At 67.0% G+C, this 23684-nt stretch carries 24 protein-coding genes; 18 read left to right on the top strand and 6 right to left on the bottom strand.

Translation table 11 applies throughout. The annotated features are described in order from the left end of the window. Positions 1-41 precede the first annotated feature (41 nt). The 9 genes from M1M07_RS17065 (at position 42) to M1M07_RS17025 (ending at position 9546) form a co-directional block, all read left to right on the top strand. Entirely contained in the window at positions 42-1397 is a 1356-nt protein-coding gene (locus M1M07_RS17065) for an ABC transporter substrate-binding protein (protein ID WP_197251729.1), read from the top strand. 1 nt (position 1398) lies between these two features. Next, positions 1399-2199 carry an ABC transporter ATP-binding protein gene (locus M1M07_RS17060; RefSeq protein ID WP_197251728.1) on the top strand — a complete coding sequence of 267 codons (801 nt, stop codon included), beginning with the start codon at positions 1399-1401 and terminating at the stop codon, positions 2197-2199. A 74-nt stretch (positions 2200-2273) separates the two neighbouring features. Then, positions 2274-2978 (top strand): ABC transporter ATP-binding protein, encoded by a 705-nt coding sequence (locus tag M1M07_RS17055; RefSeq protein ID WP_368862566.1) that lies wholly within the window; start codon positions 2274-2276, stop codon positions 2976-2978. A gap of 2 nt (positions 2979-2980) precedes the next feature. Next, positions 2981-3925: a branched-chain amino acid ABC transporter permease gene (locus tag M1M07_RS17050; RefSeq protein WP_197251726.1), complete on the top strand. Its 945-nt coding sequence runs from the start codon at positions 2981-2983 to the stop codon at positions 3923-3925. Continuing rightward, the gene (locus M1M07_RS17045) at positions 3922-5064 is read left to right on the top strand and encodes a branched-chain amino acid ABC transporter permease (protein WP_248674970.1); all 1143 of its coding nucleotides are present in this window, start codon (positions 3922-3924) and stop codon (positions 5062-5064) included. The genes M1M07_RS17050 and M1M07_RS17045 overlap by 4 nt, the downstream gene beginning before the upstream one ends. Positions 5065-5216: 152 nt before the next feature. Continuing rightward, positions 5217-6719 carry a carotenoid oxygenase family protein gene (locus M1M07_RS17040; RefSeq protein WP_248674969.1) on the top strand — a complete coding sequence of 501 codons (1503 nt, stop codon included), beginning with the start codon at positions 5217-5219 and terminating at the stop codon, positions 6717-6719. A 136-nt stretch (positions 6720-6855) separates the two neighbouring features. After that, positions 6856-8478 carry a long-chain fatty acid--CoA ligase gene (locus tag M1M07_RS17035; protein ID WP_248674968.1) on the top strand — a complete coding sequence of 541 codons (1623 nt, stop codon included), beginning with the start codon at positions 6856-6858 and terminating at the stop codon, positions 8476-8478. Positions 8479-8623: 145 nt separating this feature from the next. Then, the gene (locus M1M07_RS17030) at positions 8624-8869 is read left to right on the top strand and encodes an SDR family NAD(P)-dependent oxidoreductase (protein ID WP_308200809.1); all 246 of its coding nucleotides are present in this window, start codon (positions 8624-8626) and stop codon (positions 8867-8869) included. Positions 8870-8982: 113 nt separating this feature from the next. Beyond that, positions 8983-9546, top strand: a complete 564-nt coding sequence (locus M1M07_RS17025) for a MaoC/PaaZ C-terminal domain-containing protein (protein ID WP_248674967.1) — start codon at positions 8983-8985, stop codon at positions 9544-9546. On the opposite strand, the gene M1M07_RS17020 is transcribed toward M1M07_RS17025, so the two are convergent. The 4 genes from M1M07_RS17020 to M1M07_RS17005 form a co-directional block, all read right to left on the bottom strand. Continuing rightward, the gene (locus M1M07_RS17020) at positions 9474-10628 is read right to left on the bottom strand and encodes an acetyl-CoA C-acetyltransferase (protein ID WP_248674966.1); all 1155 of its coding nucleotides are present in this window, start codon (positions 10626-10628) and stop codon (positions 9474-9476) included. The two genes, M1M07_RS17025 and M1M07_RS17020, sit on opposite strands and share 73 nt — an antisense overlap. An 8-nt stretch (positions 10629-10636) precedes the next feature. Further along, positions 10637-11251, bottom strand: a complete 615-nt coding sequence (locus tag M1M07_RS17015) for a TetR/AcrR family transcriptional regulator (protein ID WP_248674965.1) — start codon at positions 11249-11251, stop codon at positions 10637-10639. A gap of 70 nt (positions 11252-11321) precedes the next feature. Next, the gene (locus tag M1M07_RS17010; RefSeq protein WP_248674964.1) at positions 11322-12122 is read right to left on the bottom strand and encodes an SDR family oxidoreductase; all 801 of its coding nucleotides are present in this window, start codon (positions 12120-12122) and stop codon (positions 11322-11324) included. Then, on the bottom strand, positions 12119-13327 hold the full coding sequence (locus M1M07_RS17005) for an acyl-CoA dehydrogenase family protein (protein ID WP_248674963.1): 1209 nt from the start codon (positions 13325-13327) through the stop codon (positions 12119-12121). Before M1M07_RS17005 ends, M1M07_RS17010 begins: the two co-directional genes overlap by 4 nt. 44 nt (positions 13328-13371) lie before the next feature. Between M1M07_RS17005 and M1M07_RS17000 the strand changes: the two genes are divergently transcribed. The 6 genes from M1M07_RS17000 to M1M07_RS16975 are packed head-to-tail and all read left to right on the top strand — an operon-like array spanning position 13372 to position 19541. Continuing rightward, the gene (locus M1M07_RS17000; protein ID WP_248674962.1) at positions 13372-14919 is read left to right on the top strand and encodes a FadD3 family acyl-CoA ligase; all 1548 of its coding nucleotides are present in this window, start codon (positions 13372-13374) and stop codon (positions 14917-14919) included. Further along, positions 14916-15785 (top strand): enoyl-CoA hydratase, encoded by an 870-nt coding sequence (locus M1M07_RS16995; protein ID WP_248674961.1) that lies wholly within the window; start codon positions 14916-14918, stop codon positions 15783-15785. Before M1M07_RS17000 ends, M1M07_RS16995 begins: the two co-directional genes overlap by 4 nt. Then, positions 15785-16945, top strand: coding sequence for an acyl-CoA dehydrogenase family protein (locus M1M07_RS16990; protein ID WP_248674960.1), 1161 nt, complete (start codon positions 15785-15787; stop codon positions 16943-16945). The genes M1M07_RS16995 and M1M07_RS16990 overlap by 1 nt, the downstream gene beginning before the upstream one ends. Then, a complete protein-coding gene (locus M1M07_RS16985) occupies positions 16942-17907 on the top strand; it encodes an acyl-CoA dehydrogenase family protein (RefSeq protein ID WP_248674959.1) in 966 nt (321 codons plus the stop codon). The genes M1M07_RS16990 and M1M07_RS16985 overlap by 4 nt, the downstream gene beginning before the upstream one ends. Further along, complete coding sequence (locus tag M1M07_RS16980) at positions 17904-18959, top strand: acyl-CoA dehydrogenase family protein (RefSeq protein WP_248674958.1); 1056 nt, start codon at positions 17904-17906, stop codon at positions 18957-18959. The genes M1M07_RS16985 and M1M07_RS16980 overlap by 4 nt, the downstream gene beginning before the upstream one ends. Before the next feature lie 18 nt (positions 18960-18977). Beyond that, positions 18978-19541 (top strand): AAA family ATPase, encoded by a 564-nt coding sequence (locus M1M07_RS16975; protein ID WP_248674957.1) that lies wholly within the window; start codon positions 18978-18980, stop codon positions 19539-19541. A 59-nt stretch (positions 19542-19600) separates the two neighbouring features. Here the strand turns inward: M1M07_RS16975 and M1M07_RS16970 are convergent, their stop codons facing one another. Both M1M07_RS16970 and M1M07_RS16965 read right to left on the bottom strand, forming a co-directional pair. After that, entirely contained in the window at positions 19601-19918 is a 318-nt protein-coding gene (locus M1M07_RS16970) for a helix-turn-helix transcriptional regulator (protein WP_197251713.1), read from the bottom strand. A 5-nt stretch (positions 19919-19923) separates the two neighbouring features. Continuing rightward, positions 19924-20355 carry an SRPBCC family protein gene (locus M1M07_RS16965; protein ID WP_248674956.1) on the bottom strand — a complete coding sequence of 144 codons (432 nt, stop codon included), beginning with the start codon at positions 20353-20355 and terminating at the stop codon, positions 19924-19926. Positions 20356-20478: 123 nt separating this feature from the next. Between M1M07_RS16965 and M1M07_RS16960 the strand changes: the two genes are divergently transcribed. The 3 genes from M1M07_RS16960 to argJ all read left to right on the top strand — a co-directional run bounded on the left by M1M07_RS16960 (position 20479) and on the right by argJ (position 23526). Beyond that, positions 20479-21351, top strand: coding sequence for an aldo/keto reductase (locus tag M1M07_RS16960; protein WP_197251711.1), 873 nt, complete (start codon positions 20479-20481; stop codon positions 21349-21351). Positions 21352-21439: 88 nt separating this feature from the next. After that, complete coding sequence (locus tag M1M07_RS16955) at positions 21440-22189, top strand: acetoacetate decarboxylase family protein (RefSeq protein WP_197251710.1); 750 nt, start codon at positions 21440-21442, stop codon at positions 22187-22189. Between the two features lie 188 nt (positions 22190-22377). After that, positions 22378-23526: a bifunctional glutamate N-acetyltransferase/amino-acid acetyltransferase ArgJ gene (gene argJ, locus M1M07_RS16950; RefSeq protein ID WP_197251709.1), complete on the top strand. Its 1149-nt coding sequence runs from the start codon at positions 22378-22380 to the stop codon at positions 23524-23526. The last annotated feature ends 158 nt before the right edge of the window (positions 23527-23684 follow it).

Raw genomic sequence — 23684 nt, 5'->3', positions numbered from 1 at the left:
TCGTCGACGTCTCTTCCTCGAGTCCTCGAACGGAGACACCCATGCCCACTCAACACGACCCGGCCCAGACGGCCGCCTCGAGTCAGCGAATCATCCCTCGCCGGGCCCTCGCCTGCCTCGCACTGCCCGCAGTCGTTGGGCTCGCCCTGACCGGTTGCTCGACGAGCGGATCATCGCCCTCCAGCGGTGGCGCCGAGGTCAGTGGTGACACCGTGACCGTCGACAGCTCAGCCTGCCCGCCCGACGCGACGGCCGCCCTCGCCGACGGGGCCGACATTGTCGTCGGTACCTCGCTGGCGATGTCGGGGCCCGCGTCCTCGTCTGCGGTGACGCTCGGCGGAGCCAACGCCTACTTCGACAAGGTCAACGCCGCCGGCGGCGTCGATGGTCACAAGATCCGATTCGAGACGAAGGACGACGCACTCGATCCCGCGCGGGCCGTCGCCAATGTCAAGTCGCTGATCGAACAGGACAAGGTATTCGCGACGATCCTGCAGCTGGGCACACCGCAGTCCCAGGCGACGCGAGCAATGTACGAGAAGAACTGTGTACCACAGCTCTACGTCTCCTCCGGCGCTCCGGACTTCTACGATCCCGCGGCACACCAGTGGTCGACGTCGAACTTCCTGCCCTATGAGGTCTGGGGTCAGGCCACGGTGGACTATCTGACCAAGACCTTCCCGCAGGGAGCAAAAATCGGTGAGCTGGTATGGAATTCGGACACCGGTAAGGCATCGTCCACCGCACTGTCCGAGGCCATAAAGGGCGGAAACGCCACCGTAGTGGCGCAGACCACCCACGACTCGACGGCGGTGTCGCTGAGCAATCAGACCGGCGAGATCCTCGCGGCCTCACCCGACGTCATCGTCGCCAGTACCGGCGGCGCATTCTGCACGCAGCTCGTGTCCGAAGCACGTCGTGCCGGTTTCAAAGGACCGATCATGATGCCGCTTGCCTGCCGAGACACCACTCAGTTCTTCGAGCCTCTCGGTGATCTCGCCACGAATGTCCTCGCGGTGCGCAGCTCGCTCGACCCCGCCAGCACCCGAGATGCCGAGAACGCGGACGTGAAGACGTATCTGGCCGACATGGCCGCCTTCCAGCCGTCGGCCAACGCGCGATCCACGTACGTGGCCGACGGCTATCGCTTCGCGGCCCTCCTGGTCGAACAGCTCGGCCGCGCCGCGAAGTCGGAAGCCGGACTGACCCGGGCTGCCCTGATGGACGCCGTCTGGTCCACCGATACGAACCTGGCGATGAACTTCGACGGCAACAAGGTCGTTGTCAACGGCGCGCGGCCCTATCCGGTCGGGAACGGGACCGTCCTCTCGTATGACGCCTCCGCGAAGTCCTGGACCGACACCGGCGTCGACGTCGTTGCCGGCGCAGGACAGTGACATGGATGTGACGACCAATTCCGACACTGGAGCGACGCCGGCCCTCGAGGTAGTGGACTTGAGTCTGTCGTTCGGTGGTATCCAGGCCCTCGACAGCGTCACCTTCACCGTCACCGCCGGCAGTATCTGTGGGCTGATCGGTCCGAACGGCGCCGGCAAGACCAGTGCGTTCAACATCATGACTCGCATCTACGAACCGAGCAGCGGCTCGGTGCGGCTCTTCGGTGACCACGATCTGCTCTCGGTGCCGGTGCATCGAATTTCCGAGCTCGGTATGGCCCGGACATTCCAGGAGATCGCACTGTTCCCGACGTTGAGCGTTCTCGACAACGTCGCGGTGGGTGTGCGCGGCCCGTCCCGGATCGGCTGGCTGCGCTCCTCAACCGGGATCGGTGCCCGGCGCGCCGAGCGTGAGATCTGTGAGCGCGCTTACGAAGTCCTGTCGGAGCTCGGACTGGCGCACCTCGCGGATCGGCCCGCGGCAGACCTGCCGATCGGCACGCTCAAACGGATCGAACTGGCCCGGGCGCTCGCATCCCGGCCCCGCCTCCTGCTTCTGGATGAACCGGCCAATGGGTTGATCCACAGTGAGGTGGACGAACTCGCAGAAGAGCTCGTCACGCTCCGCGCCCGGCTCGACCTGACGATCCTGCTGGTCGAACACCACATGGGCCTGGTAATGGGGAACTGCGATCACGTCGTGGTTCTCGATCGTGGAGTCAAGATCGCCGACGGTGAGCCGCGTGAAGTCGCGCAGGATCCACGCGTCGTCGAAGCGTATCTCGGAACGAAGGCCGAATGACCATGACGACGAATGAATCGGAACCGGCGGGGCACGTCGAGCAGGACTCGACGACGCAGCCCGCCGCGGACGCGCTGCTCGAGGTCGCGTCGATCCGGGCCGGGTACGGTCCGGTCCCCGTTCTGCACGACGTCTCACTTCGGGTGGGCCGCGGCGAGGTCGTCGTCCTGCTCGGCGCGAATGGTGCCGGGAAGACAACCACCCTGCGTGCCCTGTGCGGCGTGGTCCGCTCCTCGGGCAGTGTCCGGTTCGACGGTGAGGAGTTGGTGGGCCAATCGACACGCACCATCGCGCGGCGCGGAATCGCGATGGTGCCGCAAGGTCGCGGCACCTTCAAGGACCTCAGTGTGCTCGAGAACCTCGCGGCGGGTGCATTCCTGCGCCGTTCCCGTTCGGAAGTCGCGCAGGACATTGCGTTCTGGCTCGAGACGTTCCCGCGCCTCGGCGAGCGACGACAACAGAAGGCGGGCACCCTCAGCGGCGGTGAGCAACAGATGCTGGCAATCGCTCGGGCGATGATGTCGCGCCCGCGCCTGCTACTGCTCGACGAGCCGTCGTTGGGGCTTGCGCCCCGCATCGTGCAGGACCTGTTCCGGATGCTCGGGAAGATCAACCGGGAACAGGAGACGTCGATGCTCGTCGTCGAGCAGAGCGCCGAACTGGCTCTCGCCATCGCAGACCGCGGTTACGTGCTCGAGTCGGGAAACACGGTCCTGTCCGGAACCGCCGCCGAACTGCAGGACCACGACGGCGTCCGACAAGCGTATCTGGGAGTATGACCATGAATCCGTCGACACACATACTCGCAGCGGAGGTCTCGCTGCCGGAATGGTTGAGCACCGTGTCCACCGGGCTGGCGAACGGCGCGCTGTACGCGCTGCTCGCGGTCGCCCTGGTCACCGTGTATCGCACCACCGGTCACCTCAACTTCGCACAGGGCGAGTTCGCGATGATCTCCGCATTTCTCGTGTTCACGTTCGTCGGGATGGGAATGCCGATCTGGGTTGCCATCCTCGTGACGATGGTGGTCACAGCGGCCGCATCGGCGGCCCTGCAGTTCGGCGTCATGCGTCCACTCGAAAGCCGTGGGCACAGTGCGTCACTCATCGCAGTGTTGGGAATGTTCCTTTTCGCCAACTCGTTCGCAGGTGTCGTGTGGGGAGTCGATAACAAGACTCCACTGGCTCCGTTTCCGGATGGAACGGAGGACCGGTTGACGATCATCGGCGGAGACCGGCCCTTCACTCTGAGTTTCGTGACTCTCGGGGTGTGGGGGGCGTTGATCGCTCTGCTGATCGTGCTGTGGATTCTGTTGTCCAAGACGAAATTGGGGGTCGCTTACCGGGCGGTCATCTCCAACCGATCCTCAGCGGCACTGGTGGGCATCCCGGTCGCGGGTGTGTTCGCTTTCGGGTGGGCGCTCGCCGCCGTACCCGGAACGCTGGCCGGCGCGCTCACCTCTCAGGCGACGAGCACGCTCAACTTCTCGATGATGATCAACGTCCTGATCTTCGCGTTCACCGCGGCGTGCGTCGGCGGCTTCGACAGCCTCGTCGGTGCGGTCGTCGGTGGACTGTTGGTCGGCGTCGTCGAATCGGTGGTACCGAGGCTCTTCCCCGCGATCGGCACCGGCTCGGGACTGATGATTGCACTGGTCCTGCTCCTTGTCGTCCTGGTGATCCGGCCTCAAGGCATGTTCGGACAGAAGGAGGTGACACGGGTATGACTACCGAAACTGGTGTCGTGCAACGGAATGTCGAATCGGTCAGCGGTCGCCCCGTGGCCGAGGAAACGCGGTCCGCGATGCAGGCGGTGGCGGCGCGGTTCTCTCGCCGCTCCCTGTACGTCGGAGCGCTTGGATACGTGGCGGTCGTTGCGGTGACGGCGGTCGCCCTCCCCGAGGCCCGAGTCCTGCAACTGGCGACGGCGCTGGCCTACGGACTGTCGATACTCGGGCTCAACCTGGTGTCCGGATATGCGGGGCAGATCTCGCTCGGTCACAGTGCATTCTTCGGCATCGGCGCGTACACGAGCACGATCCTTGTCACCGACCACGGGTGGCCGCTACTGGCAACGCTACCGGTCGGCGCCGTCCTCGGATTCGTGGTCGGTGTGATCGCGGGCCTGCCCGCGCTACGCCTCAAGGGCCACTACCTGGGTCTGGTCACCTTGAGTTTCGCGGTGGTCTTCCCACTGATCATCACGCATTTCCCGGACCTGACCGGTGGCGTCAACGGAAAGCTCCTCCAGTCGGCGTGGGTGATACCCGACGGTGCTCCTGCCTTCTTCACCCAGACGACCATCAACTACCTCGTCGTCGCCGTCGTCACCGGAATCGGATTGTTGGTGTGCCGCAACCTCGTCCGCTACGGGCGATCCCGGACGCTCATAGCGATCCGTGACAACGAGGTCGCGGCCGCCACGAGTGGAGTGCACCTGGCGCGGGAGAAGACGATCGCATTCGCCTCGAGCACCGCCATCGCTGCCATCGGTGGTTCCCTGTTCGCCATGGTCACCGGGGTAGTCGGACCCGAGACGTTCGGCATATTCCTGTCCATCCAGCTGTTGACCGGCCTCCTCATCGGCGGGTCGGGGACACTGGTCGGACCGATAATCGGCGGCCTGGTGCTGGCATTCCTGCCGACCCTTACCGCCGATGTCGTCGGCGGCACGGGGGCCAACATGGTGTACGGCGCGCTTCTCGTGCTGTTGATGTTCTTCATGCCTCTCGGTATCGCAGGCGGCGGGCGGGGACTGCTCCGCCAGGTCTCACGTTGGTTGGAAGCGAAGGGCAGACATCGCTCCACCCGACGCTCCGTACCTCGAGACACCGCGGGACCGACATCGCAGAATCCGTGTATCTGATCGGGTACGGTGGACTCACCTGGTTTCTGTTTCGCCCAGGTGAGTCCACCACCTCACACCACTTTCGCCGATCAATCTGCCGAAAATGGTTCAACCAATCATCCACTTTACCAAGCACTGTACGGACATCAAAGACACAGCAAGGAGAACCCATGTTCAACGTCGACGAATCGCTCGTCCTCACCGTTCCCACCGAGGACCAGACCGACAATCCGTGGTTGCGCGGCGCATGGAAGCCGCAGCGCCGCGAGTACGCGGTTTCTGGTGACGAAATGAAGGTCATCGGTGAGATCCCTCGTGACCTCAACGGCATCTACATCCGCAACACCCACAACCAGGCCATGGCGCCGATCGGTATCTACCATCCGTTCGACGGTGACGGAATGCTCCATGCGATGCGCTTTGACGACGGAAAGGTCGAGTACCGCAACAAGTTCGTGCGAACCACCGGCTTCCTCGCCGAACAGGGCGCGGGCAAGGCACTATGGCCGGGACTGCTCCAGCCGCAGGACTACACCCGTCGCGGGTGGGGGTCGATGGGCGCGATGAAGGACAACGCCGGCACCGATGTGATCGTGCACAGCGGCCAGATCATCGCATCGATGTCCCAGGGCAGCGAACCGTGGAGCCTGAGCCCCACCACGCTCGAGACTCTCGGAACCAAGAGCTGGGCACAGCTGGTCCCTGACGGTCTGGCGTCGCACTACAAGGTCGACAACGACACGGGCGAGCTGGTCTTCTTCAACTACCCGATAACCGCTCCGTTCATGAACTACGGCGTCGTCAACAAGGAAGACAACCTCGTCCACTACGTGCCGATCGAGTTGCCCGGCGCGCGCTGGCCCCACGACCTGGGTATCACCAAGCGGTACTCGATCCTCCACGATCTGCCGTACTTCTTCGACCCGGATGCACTCAAGGCCGGGCGCAAGAAGCTGGACTTCCATGACGAAATTCCGGCACGGTTCGGTATCATTCCCCGCTACGGACGGACCGAGGACGTCCGCTGGTTCGAAGCAAAGCCGGCCTGGGTGATGCACCTGGCCAACTGCTTCGAGGACGGCGACTGGGTGGTCCAGGACGGCTGCATCTGGGACAACCCCGTGATGCCGCCCGTGCAGAATCCGAACGACGTCTACGGGCGCATTGCCCGTCAGCTCGACAAGCACGCCACCCATACCCACATGTACCGGTGGATGTTCAACATGGTGACGGGCGAGGTCCGCGAGTTCCCCCTCGACGACGAGGTCGTCGAATTCCCGGTAGTCAGTAACGATTTCGTGGGTCGCGACTACGAGTACGCGTACGCATCGCTATTCCTGCCCGGGCACTGGATGATGACCGGAATCAAGAAGTTCGAGCTCAAGACCGGCAACGTGACCCGCACCGAATACGGCGACGGCCGTTTCGGGTCCGAAGTGTGCATGGCGCTGCGCGACGGCTACACCGCCGAGGACGACGGTTACGTGATCACCTTCGTCAACGACCTGACGGCCGACACTTCCGAGTGCGTCGTCTACGACGCCGCGCGCATCGAAGAGGGACCGGTCTGCCGGATCATCCTCCCCGAACGGATCTGCGCGGGCACCCACGCATGCTGGGTCGAAGGTGACCGGATCGACGGCGAGAATCGGGTTCTCGCGGAAGCGCGGTAATCCGCCCTAGCCGACGAATGACATTACCCTGCAACGGATGATGCCTTCCGCGGGTCCGGGAACACCACCCCGGATCCGCGGCCACACCTGCGGTGCCGACGAGACTCGGTTCGCCGCTTCCACGAGAGGAGTTCGGATGCTCAGCACGATGCAGGACGCGCCGCTGTCCATCGCTACCTTGCTGCGTTACGGCAGCACCGTTCACGGCGGGGCCGAGGTCGTCACCTGGACCGATTTCGGAGCGCAGCGTCGCAGTTACGCCGAGATCGGCAGACGATGCGCGGCACTGGCACACGCCCTGCGCGGACTCGGAGTCACCGGCGACCAGCGGGTGGCCACGTTCATGTGGAACAACGCCGAACACCTCGAGGCATACCTGGCGGTACCGTCGATGGGCGCCGTCCTGCACACCCTCAACATCCGCCTGTTCCCGGAGCAGTTGGTCCACGTCGCCAACCGCGCCGAAGACCACGTGATCATCGTCGACCCCACCCTCATCCCGCTCCTCGCACCGCAACTACCGCAGCTGACCTCCGTCAAGCACGTCATAGTCACCGGTGACACGACCGCCGGTCTCGAGGCGCCCGAGGGCGTGCAGGTACACGCCTACGAGGCTCTGATCGCAGACCAGCCCACCGAATTCCACTGGCCCGAAATCGACGAGCGGTCCGCCGCCGCGATGTGCTACACCTCGGGTACGACCGGAGATCCGAAAGGCGTTGTCTACTCACATCGTTCGATCTGGTTACATTCCATGTCCGTGTGCATGACCGACGGGATGGCGCTGCGGCAGGGCGACAACGCATTGGCGATCGTCCCACAGTTCCATGCGATGTCGTGGGGACTGCCCTACGCCGCGTTCATGGTCGGGGCCTCGTTGCTCATGCCTGATCGCTTCCTGCAACCCGAACCCCTCGTCCGGATGATCGCCGAAGCTCGCCCGAACTTCGCCGCGGCCGTGCCGACGATCTGGCAAGGCATCCTGCACCACCTGGAGAACCACGCCGACGACGTTTCGTCGATGAAGACTGTCGTGGTGGGTGGGTCGGCCGTTCCGCCCGCCCTCATGCACGCATTGGAGGAGCAGCACGGCATCACCGTGCTACATGCGTGGGGCATGACCGAAACGTCGCCTCTGGCCTCGGTCGCCCACCCCCCGAGTAGTGCCACCGGCGAGGAGGCCTGGCGATACCGCTACACCCAGGGGCGGTTCCCCGCCGGTGTCGAGGCCAGGCTCGTCGACGACACCGGCGCCGTCGTTCCGTCGGACGGCACGTCCGTCGGAGAACTGGAAGTGCGAGGACCGTGGATCGCCGGCGCGTACTACGGAGTGGACGCACCGGAGAAGTTCGATGACGGGTGGCTTCGCACGGGCGACGTCGGAAAGATCACCCCGGATGGCTTCCTTACCATCACCGATCGTTCCAAGGACATCGTCAAGTCCGGCGGTGAGTGGATCTCGTCGGTCGAACTCGAGAACCTCGTCATGGCACACCCCGATGTCCTCGAGGCGGCGGTAATCGGCATCCCCGATCCCAAGTGGGATGAACGCCCACTCGTCGCCGTCGTAATCCGTGACGGCTCCGATGTCACCCCGACTCAGCTGAAGGAGTTCATGGTGGGCAGGGTGGCAGGCTGGCAGCTCCCCGAGAACTGGGTACGGATAGCGGAGGTGCCGAAAACGTCCGTCGGAAAGTTCGACAAGAAGCGACTTCGTACGCAGTTCTACGACGGCGAATTGTGTGTCGAACACGTCTGACCGACAGTCCGGGCGGGAAGGTCGGCAACAGGAGGCCGTGTTCCACTCCACGGACAGATCGAGTTACCCTGGGGTCCAATATGTTCGATAGACCGATGACCGGCTACGACAAGTGGGCCTGGATCTGTGAGTTCACCTCGTCCCGATGTCGCGGCCCCAAGGCTTCGGTCGGGTCGTCAACGTCACCTCCTTCACCGGGCTGCGTGGCAACACCGGCCAGGCCAACTACGCCACGGCCAAAGCCGGCATCATCGGCATCACCAAGACCGCCGCCAAGGAACTCGCCCGCTTCGGTGTCACCGTCAATGCCATCTCCCCCGACGCCGAAACCCGCATGGTCGCCTCCATCCCGGACGACAAGAAGGCTGAACTCGCCGCCGCGGTCCGATAGGTGGTTTCGCCGACGCCTCCGAAATGTATGCAGCGGTGGCGTTTTCTCGCCTCCCGTGAAGCCGGATCCATCACCGGTGTCGTCCTGCCCGTCGACGGAGGCATGTCTATCTGATGCCGTCCTTCACCTGTGACGAGCTGACCACGGCCGCCGGCACCGACCTCGGACACAGCCGGTGGATCGAGATCGACCGGGCTCACATCGATGCCTTCGCCGAGATCACCGAGGATCACCAGTGGATCCACGTCGATCCCGAGCGCGCCATGCAGAGCTCGTTCGGCAGTACGATCGTCCACGGCAATCCGACGTTGTCGTTGGTTCCGGTCGAAAGCCGAGTGCGAGGGCACGGTGAGATCGTCGACGTGTCTCCGGTGTCGACCGGTCTGCATTCTGGCCATATCAGCGAGGCGACAACCAACAGAACCGCCACCGCTCGGAAATCTATCCGCTTCATCCGGAAAGCTGCCGGGTCGATCCCGATGCTGACGGGAACACCCGGAGCCTGCCGTTGGAACCGTCGGGCACGATGGTCGCGCACAACGTCGCACCCGGCGGTAGGTGTCCGTCCCCGCCTCCTTCAGCCGGGACGGACACCCGTATGCGATCAGGCCTCGAGGCGCTCGATGATGGTGACGTTGGCGGTGCCGCCGCCCTCGCAGATGGTGAGCAGCCCGTAGCGGCCGCCGATGCGCTCGAGTTCGTTGAGCAGCGTCGCCATCAGCTTGGTGCCGGTCGCGCCGAGCGGGTGGCCGAGGGCGATGGCGCCGCCGTTGACGTTGACCTTGGCCGGGTCGGCGCCGATCTCCTTGATCCACGCGAGCACGACGGGTGCGAACGCCTCGTTGATCTCGACCAGGTCGATGTCGTCGATCGTCAGACCGGCCTTCTCGAGGGCGTACTGCGTCGCCGGGATCGGGGCGGTGAGCATGAAGATCGGGTCGTCGCCGCGGGCGCTGAGGTGATGGATGCGGGCGCGGGGCTTCAGGTTGTGCTTCTTCACCGCCTCGTCGGACGCGAGCAGCAGTGCGGATGCGCCGTCGGAGATCTGGCTCGCGACCGCCGCGGTGAGGCGACCACCCTCGACGAGCGGCTGCAGGCCCGCCATCTTCTCGAGGCTGGTCTCACGCGGGCCCTCGTCGACGGTCGCGTCGCCGAGCGGCACGACCTCGTTGTCGAAGCGGCCGGCGGCGATCGCGGCCTTCGCGCGTTCGTGGCTCTGCAGCGCCCACTTCTCGAGTTCCTCGCGGCTGAGGTCCCACTTCTCGGCGATCATCTCGGCGCCCTTGAACTGGGACACCTCGTCGCTGCCGTAGCGCTCGGTCCAGCCCTTCGACCCGCCGAAGGGGGTGTCGAACCCGTACTGCTGACCGGCGGTCATCGCCGACGAGATCGGGATCTGCGACATGTTCTGCACGCCACCGGCGATGATCAGGTCCGCGGTGTTGCTCAGGATGGCCTGGGCACCGAAGTGGATCGCCTGCTGGCTCGAGCCGCACTGGCGGTCGACGGTGACGCCGGGGACGTGCTGCGGGTAGCCCGCCGCGAGCCACGCAGTGCGGGCGATGTTGCCGGCCTGCCCGCCGATGGCGTCGACGCAGCCGAACACGACGTCGTCGACGTCGGCGGGGTCGATGCCGGTGCGTTCGACGACCGCCTTGATCACGTGGGCGCCCAGGTCGGCGGGGTGCACTCCGGCGAGGCTGCCGTTCTTCTTGCCGATCGGGGTGCGCACCGCGTCGACGATGTATGCCTCGGTCATGTTTGCTCCTATGAGGATTCGGGTCTCGACAGGCCGTCGAGGACGATGCTGAGGTACTGCTGGGCCACGCGGTCGGCGGTGAGGGTCCCGCCGGGCCTGTACCAGCGCACCGCGACCCACACGGTGTCGCGCAGGAACCGGAAGACCAGTTCGACGTCGAGTTCGGGGCGGAAGCTGCCGTCCTCGATGCCGCGTTCGATGACACCGACCCAGAGGTCGCGGAATTCGGTGTTCAGTTCGGCGATGTACGCGAAGCGTTCGTTGCCGACGAGGTGCTTGGCCTCGTCCTGATAGATCGCGACCGCCGAGTGGGATCGGTCGATCGACTCGTAGGACGCCGTGATGAGTCCTTCGAGGGTCGCGCGGGAGTCGAGTCCGGCGGCGACGATCTTGCGGTAGCGGCCGAACAGGTCGTCGAGGAATCCGCGGAGGATCTCGTCGACCATCGATTCCTTCGAATCGAAGTGGTGGTAGAGGCTGCCGGACAGGATGCCCGCCGCGTCGGCGATGTCACGGACGGTGGTCGCGCGCACGCCTCGGGAGGCGAACAGGTCGGCTGCGATGGCGAGCAGTTCGGCACGGCGTCCGGACTTACCGGCGGCATCGTCACGGGGTGGAGTCATGGATGCATCCTTTCAAGGCCGCGGTGTGCCTTTGTGGCGGCCAGGGGCGCCACAAGGGCACACCGGGCGGTCACGCCCTCTGCGACGAGATCGAGACGACCTCGCCGGTCAGGTACGTGGTGTAGTCGCTGGCGAGCATGGCGATCGTCGCGGCGATCTCCCAGACGTCCGCGGCCCGCCCGAAGGCTTCGCCGGCGGCGAGACGGTCGAGCAGCTCCTCGCTGGTGACCTTCGCGAGGAACGGGTGCCGCGCGATGGACGGGGCGACCGCGTTGATGCGCACCCCGTATTCGGCGGCTTCGATCGCCGAGCACCGGGTCAGCGCCATGACACCGGCCTTGGCGGCGGCATAGTGCGCCTGCGAGTGCTGGGCACGCCAGCCGAGCACCGACGCGTTGTTGACCAGCACCCCGCCGTGGTCGACGCTGCGGAAGTAGCGCAGCGCCGCGCGGGTGGCGCGGAACGTGCTGTTGAGGGTGATGTCGAGGACGCGATCCCACTGTTCGTCGGTCATGTCCACGACGGGAGTTTCCCCGCCGAGCCCGGCATTGTTGACCAGGACGTCGATGCGGCCGAGTTGTTCTGCGGCACCGGTGATCAGGGCGTCGACCTGCTCGGTGGACGAGACGTCGCACACGATCGAGGCGACCTGCTGCTGCGGGAACTCGGCGGCGAGCTTCTCGACGGTCTCGCCGAGGCGGCGTTCGTGGAAGTCGGAGACGAGCACGTCGCCGCCTTCGAGCAGCGCGCGCCGCGCGGTCGCGAATCCGATGCCCGTTCCCGCGGCTGCGGTGACGACGACCTTCTTACCGGCGAGCAGGCCGTGGCCGGGAGTCTCGACGGGAACTTCTGCCAGAGGTGAGGTGGTCACGAGCGAGCCTCTCGGGGAAGGCCGAGCACCCGCTCGGCGATGATGTTGCGCTGAATTTCGTTGGATCCGCCGTAGATGGTGTCGGCGCGGGTGAACAGGAACAGCCGCTGCCACTCGGCGAGTTCGAGGTGTTCGGGGTCGGTGATCACCGACGGGTTGCCGGCGTGATCGTGATCGGGGCCGACGAGTGACGCCGCACCCTGCACGTCCATGGCCAGCTTACCGAGATCACGATGCCAGTTGGCCCACAACAGTTTCTGCACAGACGCCTGGCCGGGGTCGGCGTCGGCGAGGGTGCGCACGGCGTGGGCGCGCATGACCCGCAGGCCGATGCGGGCGCGGGCGATGCGCTCGCGGATGTGCGGGTCGCCGACGGCGCCGTTGGCCTCGGCGAGCGCGACGATGCCGTCGAGTTCGCGGGCGAAGCCGATCTGCTGGCCGAGGGTGGAGACGCCGCGCTCGAAGGTGAGCAGCGCCATCGCGACCTTCCAGCCGTCGCCGGGCGCGCCGACGACGAGGTCTGCGTCGGTGACGGCGTCGTCGAAGAACACCTCGTTGAATTCGGAGGTGCCGGTCAGCTGCTGGATGGGCCGGACGGTGACGCCGGGTTGGTCGAGCGGCACGAGCAGGAAGCTCAGGCCCTGGTGCCGGGTCGAGCCGGGCTCGGTGCGGCACACGACGAACGCCCACTGCGCGACGTGCGCGAGGGACGTCCACACCTTCTGTCCGTTGATCACCCACCTGTCGCCGTCGAGCCGCGCGGTCGTCGAGACGTTGGCGAGGTCGGACCCGGCGCCGGGCTCCGAGTAGCCCTGGGCCCACAGTTCGGTCACGTTCCGGATCCCGGGCAGGAAGCGCTGCTTCTGCTCCTCGGTGCCGAACGCGATGAGCGTCGGGCCGAGCAGTTCCTCGCCGAGGTGATTGACGCGCGCGGGCGCGTTCGCCTTGGCGTATTCCTGGTGGAAGATCACCTGCTGTTCGAGGGTGGCACCGCGCCCGCCGTACTCGGTCGGCCATCCGATGCACGTCCATCCGGCGGCGGCCAGATGCCGATCCCAGGCGAGCCGCTGTTCGAAGAACTCGTGCTCGCTTCCGGGCCCGCCCTTACCTCTGAGCTCGGCGAATTCGCCGGTCAGGTTTTCTTCGAGCCACTGGCGGACGGTGGCCGCAAACTCTGCGTTCTCGAGACTCTCGCTCTGATCCACGTCTGTACGATAACCTACCAAGCAATTGCTAGGTAGGGAGCTCAGTGACTGCACATCCGAGAACCACGCCGGCCGCCCTGGATCGCGCCGCCGGCACCTACGCCGACCGGCTCGCCATCGCCGACGGCGATACCCGTCTGACCTTTGCACAGCTGCGCGACCGGGTCCGGGACTTCGCCGCCGCGCTCGTCGCGAGCGGCGTCGAACCGGGTGACCGCGTCGTCCTGTGGTCGCCGAACACGTATCACTGGGTCGTCGCCGCCCTCGGTGCGCACTGGGCCGGTGCCGTCGTCGTCCCCGTCAACACGCGCTACACCGGCGCGGAGGCGGCCGACATCGTCGACCGCGTGCACGCCACGGTGCTCGTCGTCGTCGGCGAGTTCCTCGGCGCCGACCGGTACGCCCAGCTGCGCGAGGCCGCACCCGAACTGCACGTGCCGCATGTCGTGCGGGTCCCGGTCGGCGGGAACGACGTTCCCACCGAGGGCGTGCGGGACTGGGACGACTTCCTGGCCCTCGCGACCGACGCGAGCCGCGCCGAAGCCGATACCCGGGCCGCCGCGGTCGACGCCGACGACGTCTGCGACATCCTGTTCACCTCCGGCACCACCGGCCGCAGCAAGGGCGTGCTCAGCGCACATCGCCAGACGATCGGGGTCGCGCAGGCGTGGGCCGACTGCGCCGAACTGTCCGCCGAGGACAACTACCTGATCATCAACCCGTTCTTCCACAGCTTCGGCTACAAGGCCGGCATCGTGGCCGCGCTCCTGTCCGGAACGACCGTCGTGCCGATGGCCGTGTTCGACGTCGAGAAGGTCATGGCGATCGTGTCCGCCGAGCAGATCAGCGTGCTGCCCGGCGCACCCACGATCTACCAGAGCATCCTCGACCATCCCCGCCGCGGCGACTACGACCTGTCGAACCTGCGCATCGCGGTCACCGGCGCGGCCCCGGTGCCGGTCGCGCTGGTCGAGCGGATGCAGAACGAGCTGGCCTTCGACGCGGTGCTCACCGCCTACGGCCAGACCGAGGCGGTCGTGGTCAGCATGTGCCGCACCGACGACGACCCGGTCACCGTGTCCACGTCCTCGGGCCGCGCCACCGCCGACTTCGAGATCCGCATCGGCGAGAAGGGCGAGATCCTGCTGCGCGGACCCAACGTGATGCTCGGCTACCTCGACGATCCCGAGGCCACCGCGGCGACCATCGACGCCGACGGCTGGCTGCACACCGGCGATGTCGGAACCCTCGACGAGCGCGGCTATCTCGACATCACCGACCGGCTCAAGGACATGTACATCAGCGGCGGTTTCAACGTCTATCCCGCCGAGGTCGAGGCGGCACTGCTGCGACTGCCCGGTGTGCACGAGGTCGCCGTGATCGGCGTACCCGACGGCCGCATGGGCGAGGTCGGCCGCGCCTTCGTCGTGCCGCTGGCCGACGCCGACCTGACGGAGGACGCGGTGATCACGTTCTGCAAGGAACGGCTCGCCGGGTTCAAGGTCCCCCGATCGGTGCGGTTCGTCGAGTCCCTGCCCCGAAACCCGTCCGGCAAAGTTCTGAAAAACGTTCTGCGTGAGGAGAAATCATGACCGTCCCGTTCGAGCCCGATGTCGTCACCTACGAAGTACGGGACGGGGTTGCGATCGTCACGCTCAACCGCCCGGACTACCGAAACGCCCAGAACTCGGTGATGACCTACGCCCTCGACGCCGCCTTCGAGCGCGCCGTCGAGGACGACGAGGTGAAGGTGATCGTGCTGGCCGGCAACGGCAAGCACTTCTCCGCCGGCCACGACCTCGGCACCCCGGGACGCGACCACCACGTGCACTACGACAACAAGGCCGTCATGTGGTGGGACCACATCGACAAGCCGGGCGGCGACCAGCGCTACGCCCGCGAGATGGAGGTCTACCTCGGGATGTGCCGCCGCTGGCGGGAGATCCCCAAGCCGACCATCGCGTCCGTGCAGGGCGCGTGCATCGCCGGTGGCCTCATGCTCGCGTGGGTGTGCGACCTGATCGTCGCGTCCGAGGACGCGTTCTTCTCCGATCCCGTTGTGCGCATGGGTATCCCGGGTGTAGAGTACTTCGCCCACCCGTGGGTGCTGGGCACGCGCTTCGCCAAGGAGATCCTCTACACCGGTGACCGCTTCACCGCGCAGCGCGCGTACGAGGTGGGCATGGTCAACCGCGTCGTGCCGCGCGAACAGCTCGAGGACGAAACCCTCGCCCTCGCAGCGCGGATCGCGGAGATGCCGCGCTTCGGCCTGGCCCTGACCAAGCGCGCCGTCAACCAGTGCGAGGACCTCATGGGCATGCGCAACGGCATGGACTCGGTGTTCGGACTGCACCACTTCGCGCACGCCCACAACGCCGAGGTCGGCACCGATTCCCTCGGTGGCATGAACGCGAAGTCGATGGCGGCCAGCGCCCGGCCCGTCCAGGAAGGCAAGTGATGGATCTCGAGTTCGACGACGCCACAGTCGCATTCCGCGACGAGGTGCGGGCGTTCCTCGCCGAGAACGTGCCGTCCACACCGCTGAAGTCCATGGATACGAAGGAGGGCTTCGAGGAGCACCGGCAGTGGGAACGCACCCTCGCCGACGCCCGCCTGTCCGTCGTGTCCTGGCCCGCCGAGCTCGGTGGCCGTGACGCGACGCTGCAGCAGTGGGTGGTCTTCGAGGAGGAGTACTACCGCGCCGGCGCACCCGGGCGGGTCAGCCAGAACGGCATCTTCCTGCTCGCCCCCACCCTGTTCGAGCACGCCAACGCCGAGCAGCTCGCGCGCATCATGCCGAGGATGGCCCGCGCCGACGACATCTGGGCGCAGGCGTGGTCCGAACCCGAATCGGGCAGCGACCTGGCGTCGCTGCGCTCCACCGCGACCCGCACCGACGGCGGCTGGCTGCTCAACGGCCAGAAGACGTGGAGTTCGCGGGCAAGCTTCGCGGACTGGGGCTTCGGCCTGTTCCGCTCCGATCCGGATGCCCAGCGCCACAAGGGCATCACGTACTTCATGTTCGACCTGCGCTCCCCCGGCGTCACCGTCCGCCCGATCGATCAGCTCGACGGCGAGCCGGGCTTCGCGGAGATCTTCCTCGAGGACGTGTTCGTGCCCGACGACGCCGCCAACCCCGGCGAGTCCGGTGTCATCGGCGGCGTCAACGAGGGGTGGCGCGTCGCCATGAGCACCGCGTCGAACGAACGCGGCCTGTCGCTGCGCTCCCCCGGCCGCTTCCTCGCGACCGCCGACCGGCTGCTGCAGCTCTACCGCACCTCCCCGCTGCACGGTGACGCCGCGCTGCGGAACCGGGTGGCGGACGCGTGGATCGGTGCGCGGGCGTACGAACTGTCGACCTGGGGCACCGTGACCCGGCTCGAGGCCGGCGGCCAGCTCGGCGCCGAGTCGTCGATCAACAAGGTGTTCTGGTCCGAGTGGGACATCGCCGCCCACGAGACCGCGCTCGAACTGCAGGGCCCGGAGGCCGAGCTCGTCGACTCCTGGACCGACGGCTACCTCTTCTCGCTGTCCGGCCCGATCTACGCGGGTACCAACGAGATCCAGAAGAACGTCATCGCCGAGCGGCTGCTCGGCCTACCGAAGGGCGACCGATGAGATTCGCACTCGACGAGTCCCACGAGGACTTCGCGGCGAGCATCGACGCGCTGCTCACCAAGTCGGACATGCCGGCGGTGATCCGCGCCTGGAACACCGGCGACACCGGACCCGGCCTGAAGGTGTGGCAGCGTCTCGCCGAGACCGGCGTCAACGGCCTGCTCGTCGCCGAGGAACACGACGGTCTCGGGGCCGACGCCGTCGATCTGGTCGTCGCCGTCGAACAACTCGGCCGTCACGCGGTGCCCGGCCCCGTCGTGGAAACCGTCGCGGTCGCACCGAAACTGCTCGCCTCGGTCGCGCCCGACCGGCTCGCCGCGCTGGCGTCCGGTTCCCTCGCGACGGTCGCGGCGGCTCCGCACGTGCCGTACGCGGTCGACGCGGACACCGCCGATCTGGTTCTGCTCGTGCAGGATTCGACTGTATCCACCGGCGCCGCCGGCGACACACACGGATCGGTCGACCCGGCCCGGCGGCTCTTCGCGGTGACCGCGGCGGAGACCCTCGGCACCGCGGACTTCACCGACGCGTTCGACCTCGGTGCGCTCGCGACCGCGGCGCAGCTGCTCGGGCTGGGTCGCACCCTGCTCGAGACCAGCACCGAATACGCGCAGCAGCGCAAGCAGTTCGGTCGCATCATCGGCTCGTTCCAGGCGATCAAGCACCACCTCGCCGAGGTCGCCGTCGCCCTGGAGATGGCCCGCCCGCTGCTGCTCGGTGCGGCGCTCGCGGTGCGGGACGGACTGCCGACGGCCTCGCGGGACGTCTCGGCCGCGAAGGTCGCGTGCGGTGACGCCGCGTACCGGGCCGCCCGCACGGCGCTGCAGGTGCACGGCGCGATCGGTTACACGCAGGAACACGACCTGTCTCTGTGGCTGACGAAGGCCCGCGCGCTCGTCACCGCGTGGGGCACGCCGGATGTGCACCGGGCGCGGGTCGTCGCCGCTCTGGAGGCATCGTGACGTTCGAAACCGAGGATCGCGCCGCCCTGCGGCAGTCGGTGCGCGACCTGCTGGCCAAGCACTCCGACTCCGCCGCCGTACGCAAGGCCATCGCTTCACCGGACGGCTTCGACACGACCCTGTGGGCTCGGCTCGTCGAGCAGATCGGGGTCGCCGCACTCGCGATTCCCGAGGAGTTCGACGGAGTGGGCGCGTCGCTCGCCGAAACCCACGTCGTGCTCGAGGAACTCGGCCGCACCCTGACGCCCTCGCCCATGCTCGGCTCCGCGGTGCTCGCCGCGCAGCTGCTGCTCCTCTCCGGTGACGCCGAGGCGTCCGCACGGCTGCTGCCGGGCATCGCGGCCGGCGAGGTAGTGGCGGTGTGCTGGGCATCCGAATCCGGTTGGAAAACACCGGATGTCACGGCGTCAGGCGATTCACTGACCGGCACCGCGCACTACGTGCTCGGCGGGGACGTCGCGACGACGCTGCTCGTGCTCGCCGGCGACGGTGACAGTGACGGAGTCGCACTGTTCGAGGTGGATCCGGACGCCGACGGTGTCGAGCGGCGCCGGGTGCCGACGATGGATCCGACTCGGTCCCTGTCCCAGGTGTCGTTCACCGCGGTGACCGGGCGGCGCCTGTCGTCGCCGGCCGACCTGGTCGAACGGCTGACGACGGTCGCGCTCGTCGCACTGTCCGCCGAGCAGGTCGGGGCCGCGCAGGCCGCACTGGATCTCACCGTCGAATACGCGAAGAACCGCAAGCAGTTCGGTCGCGTCATCGGCTCGTTCCAGGCACTCAAACACCGGATGGCCGACATGTACGCGCTCGTCGAGACCGCCCGGTCGATGTCGTACGCGGCGGCACTGTCGCAGGATCCGCAGGACGCCTACGCCGCGAAGATCTACTGCTCCGAGGCATTCGAGCAGGTCGCGGCCGAGGCGATCCAGTTGCACGGCGGCATCGCCATCACGTGGGAACACGACGCGCAGCTGTATTTCAAGCGGGCCCACGGCACCGCGCAGCTGTTCGGCCGGCCGCACGAATATCTGGGTGCGGTCGCCCACTGACGGCGCTACCCTGCCCGGGTGCCCCTGCTCGACGCCACCGCACCGCCACCGAGCCGCCCCTGCCGCATCCTCGTCGCCGGCACCTCCGGGTCCGGGAAAACGACGCTGGCGGGGCGGCTCGGGGCGGTGCTCGGCATACCGCACGTAGAGCTGGACGGGTTGCACCACGGACCGAACTGGACCCCGCGGGCGTCGTTCGCCGACGACGTGGACCGGTTCAGCGCGCAACCCGCGTGGGTGACGGAATGGCAGTACCGCGCGGTGCGTCCGCTGCTGGCCGAACGTGCCGATCTGATGGTGTGGCTGGACCTGCCCCGCGCGACGGTGATGCGCCAGGTGGCCGTGCGCACCCTGCGGCGTCGGTGGCGCCGGGAAGTGTTGTGGAACGGCAACATCGAACCACCCCTGCACACGGTCTTCACCGACCCGGCGCACATCGTACGGTGGGCGTGGTCGACGCATCCCCTGACGGCGCAGCGGGTCGCCGAGGTCGTCGCGCGGCGACCCGAATTTCCCGTGATCCGGCTGACCGGCCGGCGCGAGGTCGACGCCTGGGTTCGGCAGCTTCGTCCCGTCGAGTAGTCGAGGCGCCGCCGATCCAGGGCATGTCTCCCATTCCCCGACGGATCGGGAGGCACGCCCTAATCGGGCCGTTCGGCGATACGTTTGATCGCCTCCATACGGCGATCCCACTGCCGCCCGATGGCGTCGAGTTCATCGGCGAGCCTGCCGAGCGGGGTGCCGATCGCCCGGTATCGGATCTCTCGCCCCACCCGGACCGACTCCACGAATCCGGCGTCGGCCAGCACGGACAGGTGCTTGGCGATGGCCTGCCTGCTGACCGGAAGCCGGTCCGCCAGCGCACTCGCGGACAGGTCCTCGGCGCCGATCTGCGTGAGGATGTTCCAGCGGGTCTCGTCGGCGAGTACCGCCAGCACCACCGGAACATCCTTGGACATGTCACTCACCGTGCTTCCACGTACTCCACGAGGTCGCCCAGTTCGGCTTGCCAGCCCTCGACGTTGCCGTCGTGAGCCGATCGCGGTTCGGCGAGCTCCTCGAAACCCGTCTCCACCAACGTCAAGCGGGTACCGCCGTCGATCTCGGCGAGGTCGAACCGCACCAGCGTGGAGTTTCCCGGCACGGGGTCGGCATTCGATTCACGTGCCCACCGGTAGATCAGGGTCTTCGGTTCGTCCACGTGCTCGACCAGCACGCGGAACGGACCTTCGTCGTGATTCGTCCAGCCGAAACTTCCTACGCCTCCGGGCTTCGGATCGAATTCTGCTGTGTCACCGAACCATTGGGCGATCAGCTCCGGTTCGGTCAGGGCGGCCCACACCTTGGCGATCGGGGCCTGGATGTCGATACTGCGGGTGATGTCGAGAGAGGCCATGACTTCCTCCGTGGTAGATGATTTGCAACTCCAGGGTTGCACATGTACCAGCGCACTGCAACCCCCGAGTTGCATTTCTTCTTCCGGACCGCGCAGCCGCACCCCGGTGGTTAGCCTGGGACGATGAGCACTCCCGAGATCACGCTGAATTCCGGAACGACCATCCCGCAGCTCGGCCTGGGAGTCTGGCAGGCCACCGACGAACAGACCGAGCACATCGTGCGGTTCGCGATCGACGAAGCCGGCTACCGGCACATCGACACCGCCGCCGCGTACGGCAACGAGGCGGGCGTCGGGCGCGGCCTCGCGTCGTCGTCGGTCCCCCGCGAAGACCTGTTCGTCACCACCAAGCTGTGGAACTCCGACCAGGGCTACGAACCCGCCCTGGCGGCGATCGACGCGAGCCTGGAACGGCTCGGTCTCGACTACGTCGACCTGTATCTCGTGCACTGGCCGCTGCTCGACGACCAGCGCCTGCTGCGCACGTGGGATGCGATGGAGGAGATCGCATCCTCGGGGAAGGCGAAGGCGGTCGGCGTCTGCAACTTCGAGCCGCGGCACCTGAAGCTGCTCGCCGATCGCGGCGGCCTGCTTCCCGCCGTCGACCAGGTCGAACTGCACCCCCACCTGCCGCAGGAGGAGATCCGCGCGACCGCCGCCGAACTCGGTATCGCCGTCGAATCCTGGAGTCCGCTCGGCGGCACCAGCGGTTCCGGGTGGGGTCCGGCATCCAAGCCGAACACGCTGCTCACGGATCCGATGATCACGCGCATCGCCGACCGGCACAGCAAGACGCCGGCGCAGGTCCTGATCCGGTGGCACCTGCAGAACGGGCTGATCGTCATTCCGAAGTCGGTGCACGAGCAACGGATCGCGCAGAACATCGACGTGTTCGATTTCGAACTGTCCGAACTGGACCTGAGCGAGATCGCGACTCTCGACGACGGCACCCGGGTGGGGATGCACCCGGACGAGATGAACCTGGGAGCGCCGTAAGGTCTTGCGTTCGCCGCACCCGGACCCAATAGTGGAACGTGTTCTCATTTCTGATCCGAGCGTTCCACGATTCTCCGGGAAGGCACACATGAGCGACACCACCGGCACGCACCTCGTCCTCGGCAGGAAGGTCGCGATGCCCGTGCAGGTCCGGACCGCGACCGCCTTCATGGCGATGTACTCGGTACCCACAGCACCGGCGCAGGCGCTGATCGCCGGCAGCGGCCTCGAGATTCTGCAGTACCGGCCCGGACACGGCCTCTGCACCCTCGTGTTCGTCGACTACGTCGACGGAGATCTCGGGCCCTACAACGAATTCGGCGTGTGCTTCCTCGTCCGCGACCACAACCGGCGCGGCGGCACGGTGCTGCAGGACCTCCGCGAACTCGGGTCCGGCGGCGCCGGTGCGCTCATCCACCGACTGCCCGTCGACGGCGACTTCACGCTCGCCGCCGGCCGCGGTATCTGGGGATTCCCGAAGATCCTCGCCGACTTCGACACCGACCATCACAGCGCCACCAAACGCGCGTCGGTGTCCGTGGACGACCGGCTCATCGCGGAACTGACCGTCGCCCGGGGTATTCCGGTTCCGGGGGCGGGTGCGACGGCGTCCGTCGCCGCGTACTCGTTCCTGGACGCGGTGACGCGCCGCACGAGCTGGGACATGAACCCGTCCGGAATGCGGACACGGATCGGGGGTGCCACGCTGCGGCTGGGGACGCACCCGATCGCCGACGAGCTGCGGTCGCTGGGGCTCCCCAAGCGTGCGCTGGTGTCGTCGTCGATCGGGAATCTGGCGATGACGTTCGGGGACGCCGTGGAAGTGCCGGCGCGGTAGCCTCCCCCTTCTTTCCGAGCGAATGTATCGTTCGTCTCCTTCAATCGATCGAACGTACCGTTCGCTCGAGCTACGAGGCACGGTCCGGTCCCATAAGCGGGCGCGCTGCTGCGCACCCCGGCGTCCCCGTTTCCGGCGTTCGTTCGGCAGAGTGGACCCTGCAGCAAACTCGCTCGAAAGGACTCTCAATGATCCCCGCCGTCGACGGCTTCATCTCGCTCACCGGAAGCATCGGTGTCAAAGACAACCGTCCCGACTTCGCGCTTCTCGGCGTGACCACCCCCGATGTCGCCTCCGCTGCGGTGTTCACCCGGTCCCGCTTCGCCGGCCCGAGTGTGCGTCTCGACCGTGAGGTCGATCTGTCGGCGCTCCGCGGAGTCGTCGTCGTGTCGGGCAACGCGAATGTCGCAACCGGAGAGCAGGGACTCGCGGATGCCCGGACACTCCGGGCCTGGGCGGCAGACCGCCTCGGATGCCCGGCCGAGCAGGTTCTGGTCGCCTCGACCGGCGTCATCGGGGTGTTGTACCCGATGGAACGCATGCTCGCGGGAATGGACGCCCTTCCCGCGCCCGGACCCGCCGATCTCGGCGCGGTCGCCGAGGCGATCATGACGACGGATACGCGCTCCAAGTGTGCGTTCCGTACGGTCGGGAACGCGACGGTGGTCGGGGTGGCCAAGGGTGTCGGCATGATGGAACCGAATATGGCGACGATGCTGTCGTTCATCGCGACCGACGCGCAGCTCGCCCCGGACGCCCTCGATCGCATCTTCCGCTCGGTCGTCGACCGCACCTACAACGCGGTCAGCGTCGATTCCGACACCTCGACATCGGACACCGCTGCCGTGTTCGCGTCCGGGGCGGCCGGGCCCGTCGACCCGACCGAGTTCGAAGCGGCGCTGCTCGAGGTGTGCACCGAGCTCGTGCGGATGATCGCCTCGGACGGTGAGGGCGCCAGCAAGCTCATCGAGGTCCGGGTCACCGGTGCCCGCGACGATGCGCAGGCCAAGCTCGTCGCCAAGGCGGTCGTGAACTCCCCGCTCGTCAAGACGGCCGTGCACGGCGCCGACCCGAACTGGGGCCGGGTGGCGATGGCCGTGGGGAAGTGCGAATCCGAAACCGACATCCTCGAGGAGAACGTGCGGATCGCATTCGGAGGGCTCGAAACCTATCCGGTCCCGGCATCACCCGAACGTCTCGCCGCTCTCCAGGAGTACCTCGGGGGTGACGAGGTGGTCATCGAGGTGGATCTGGGCATCGCCGCGGGCGAGTTCACCGCCTACGGCTGCGATCTGACGGAAGGCTACATCCGCATCAACGCGGACTACACCACGTAGCCGCCCCACCCGGGCGAGCCCCTCCCGTTTCCGAGCGAGCGGTACATTCGTCTCCTTCAACGGGCTGTTGCGAAATAGCCGAAGGTCCGCGACCGCGAACCACAGCGCCGGTCCCGGGGCGGGGTCTCCCGCCCCGGGACCACCGCTTCACACGACGG

Source organism: Rhodococcus sp. HM1, assembly GCF_023218075.1.
Taxonomy (GTDB): Bacteria; Actinomycetota; Actinomycetes; order Mycobacteriales; family Mycobacteriaceae; genus Rhodococcus.
Note: the sequence above shows the minus strand (reverse complement) of the source record. Positions and strands in the feature narration are given on the sequence as shown.

Coding starts and splice junctions, on each gene's coding strand:
- M1M07_RS17030 (WP_308200809.1), top strand. CDS start 8,624: ATGTCGCGGCCCCAAGGCTTCGGTCGGGTCGTCAACGTCACCTCCTTC.
- M1M07_RS17065 (WP_197251729.1), top strand. CDS start 42: ATGCCCACTCAACACGACCCGGCCCAGACGGCCGCCTCGAGTCAGCGA.
- M1M07_RS17025 (WP_248674967.1), top strand. CDS start 8,983: ATGCCGTCCTTCACCTGTGACGAGCTGACCACGGCCGCCGGCACCGAC.
- M1M07_RS17035 (WP_248674968.1), top strand. CDS start 6,856: ATGCTCAGCACGATGCAGGACGCGCCGCTGTCCATCGCTACCTTGCTG.
- M1M07_RS16990 (WP_248674960.1), top strand. CDS start 15,785: ATGGATCTCGAGTTCGACGACGCCACAGTCGCATTCCGCGACGAGGTG.
- M1M07_RS17060 (WP_197251728.1), top strand. CDS start 1,399: ATGGATGTGACGACCAATTCCGACACTGGAGCGACGCCGGCCCTCGAG.
- argJ (WP_197251709.1), top strand. CDS start 22,378: ATGATCCCCGCCGTCGACGGCTTCATCTCGCTCACCGGAAGCATCGGT.
- M1M07_RS16965 (WP_248674956.1), bottom strand. CDS start 20,355: ATGGCCTCTCTCGACATCACCCGCAGTATCGACATCCAGGCCCCGATC.
- M1M07_RS16995 (WP_248674961.1), top strand. CDS start 14,916: ATGACCGTCCCGTTCGAGCCCGATGTCGTCACCTACGAAGTACGGGAC.
- M1M07_RS16970 (WP_197251713.1), bottom strand. CDS start 19,918: ATGTCCAAGGATGTTCCGGTGGTGCTGGCGGTACTCGCCGACGAGACC.
- M1M07_RS17020 (WP_248674966.1), bottom strand. CDS start 10,628: ATGACCGAGGCATACATCGTCGACGCGGTGCGCACCCCGATCGGCAAG.
- M1M07_RS16960 (WP_197251711.1), top strand. CDS start 20,479: ATGAGCACTCCCGAGATCACGCTGAATTCCGGAACGACCATCCCGCAG.
- M1M07_RS17050 (WP_197251726.1), top strand. CDS start 2,981: ATGAATCCGTCGACACACATACTCGCAGCGGAGGTCTCGCTGCCGGAA.
- M1M07_RS17015 (WP_248674965.1), bottom strand. CDS start 11,251: ATGACTCCACCCCGTGACGATGCCGCCGGTAAGTCCGGACGCCGTGCC.
- M1M07_RS16955 (WP_197251710.1), top strand. CDS start 21,440: ATGAGCGACACCACCGGCACGCACCTCGTCCTCGGCAGGAAGGTCGCG.
- M1M07_RS17040 (WP_248674969.1), top strand. CDS start 5,217: ATGTTCAACGTCGACGAATCGCTCGTCCTCACCGTTCCCACCGAGGAC.
- M1M07_RS16985 (WP_248674959.1), top strand. CDS start 16,942: ATGAGATTCGCACTCGACGAGTCCCACGAGGACTTCGCGGCGAGCATC.
- M1M07_RS17045 (WP_248674970.1), top strand. CDS start 3,922: ATGACTACCGAAACTGGTGTCGTGCAACGGAATGTCGAATCGGTCAGC.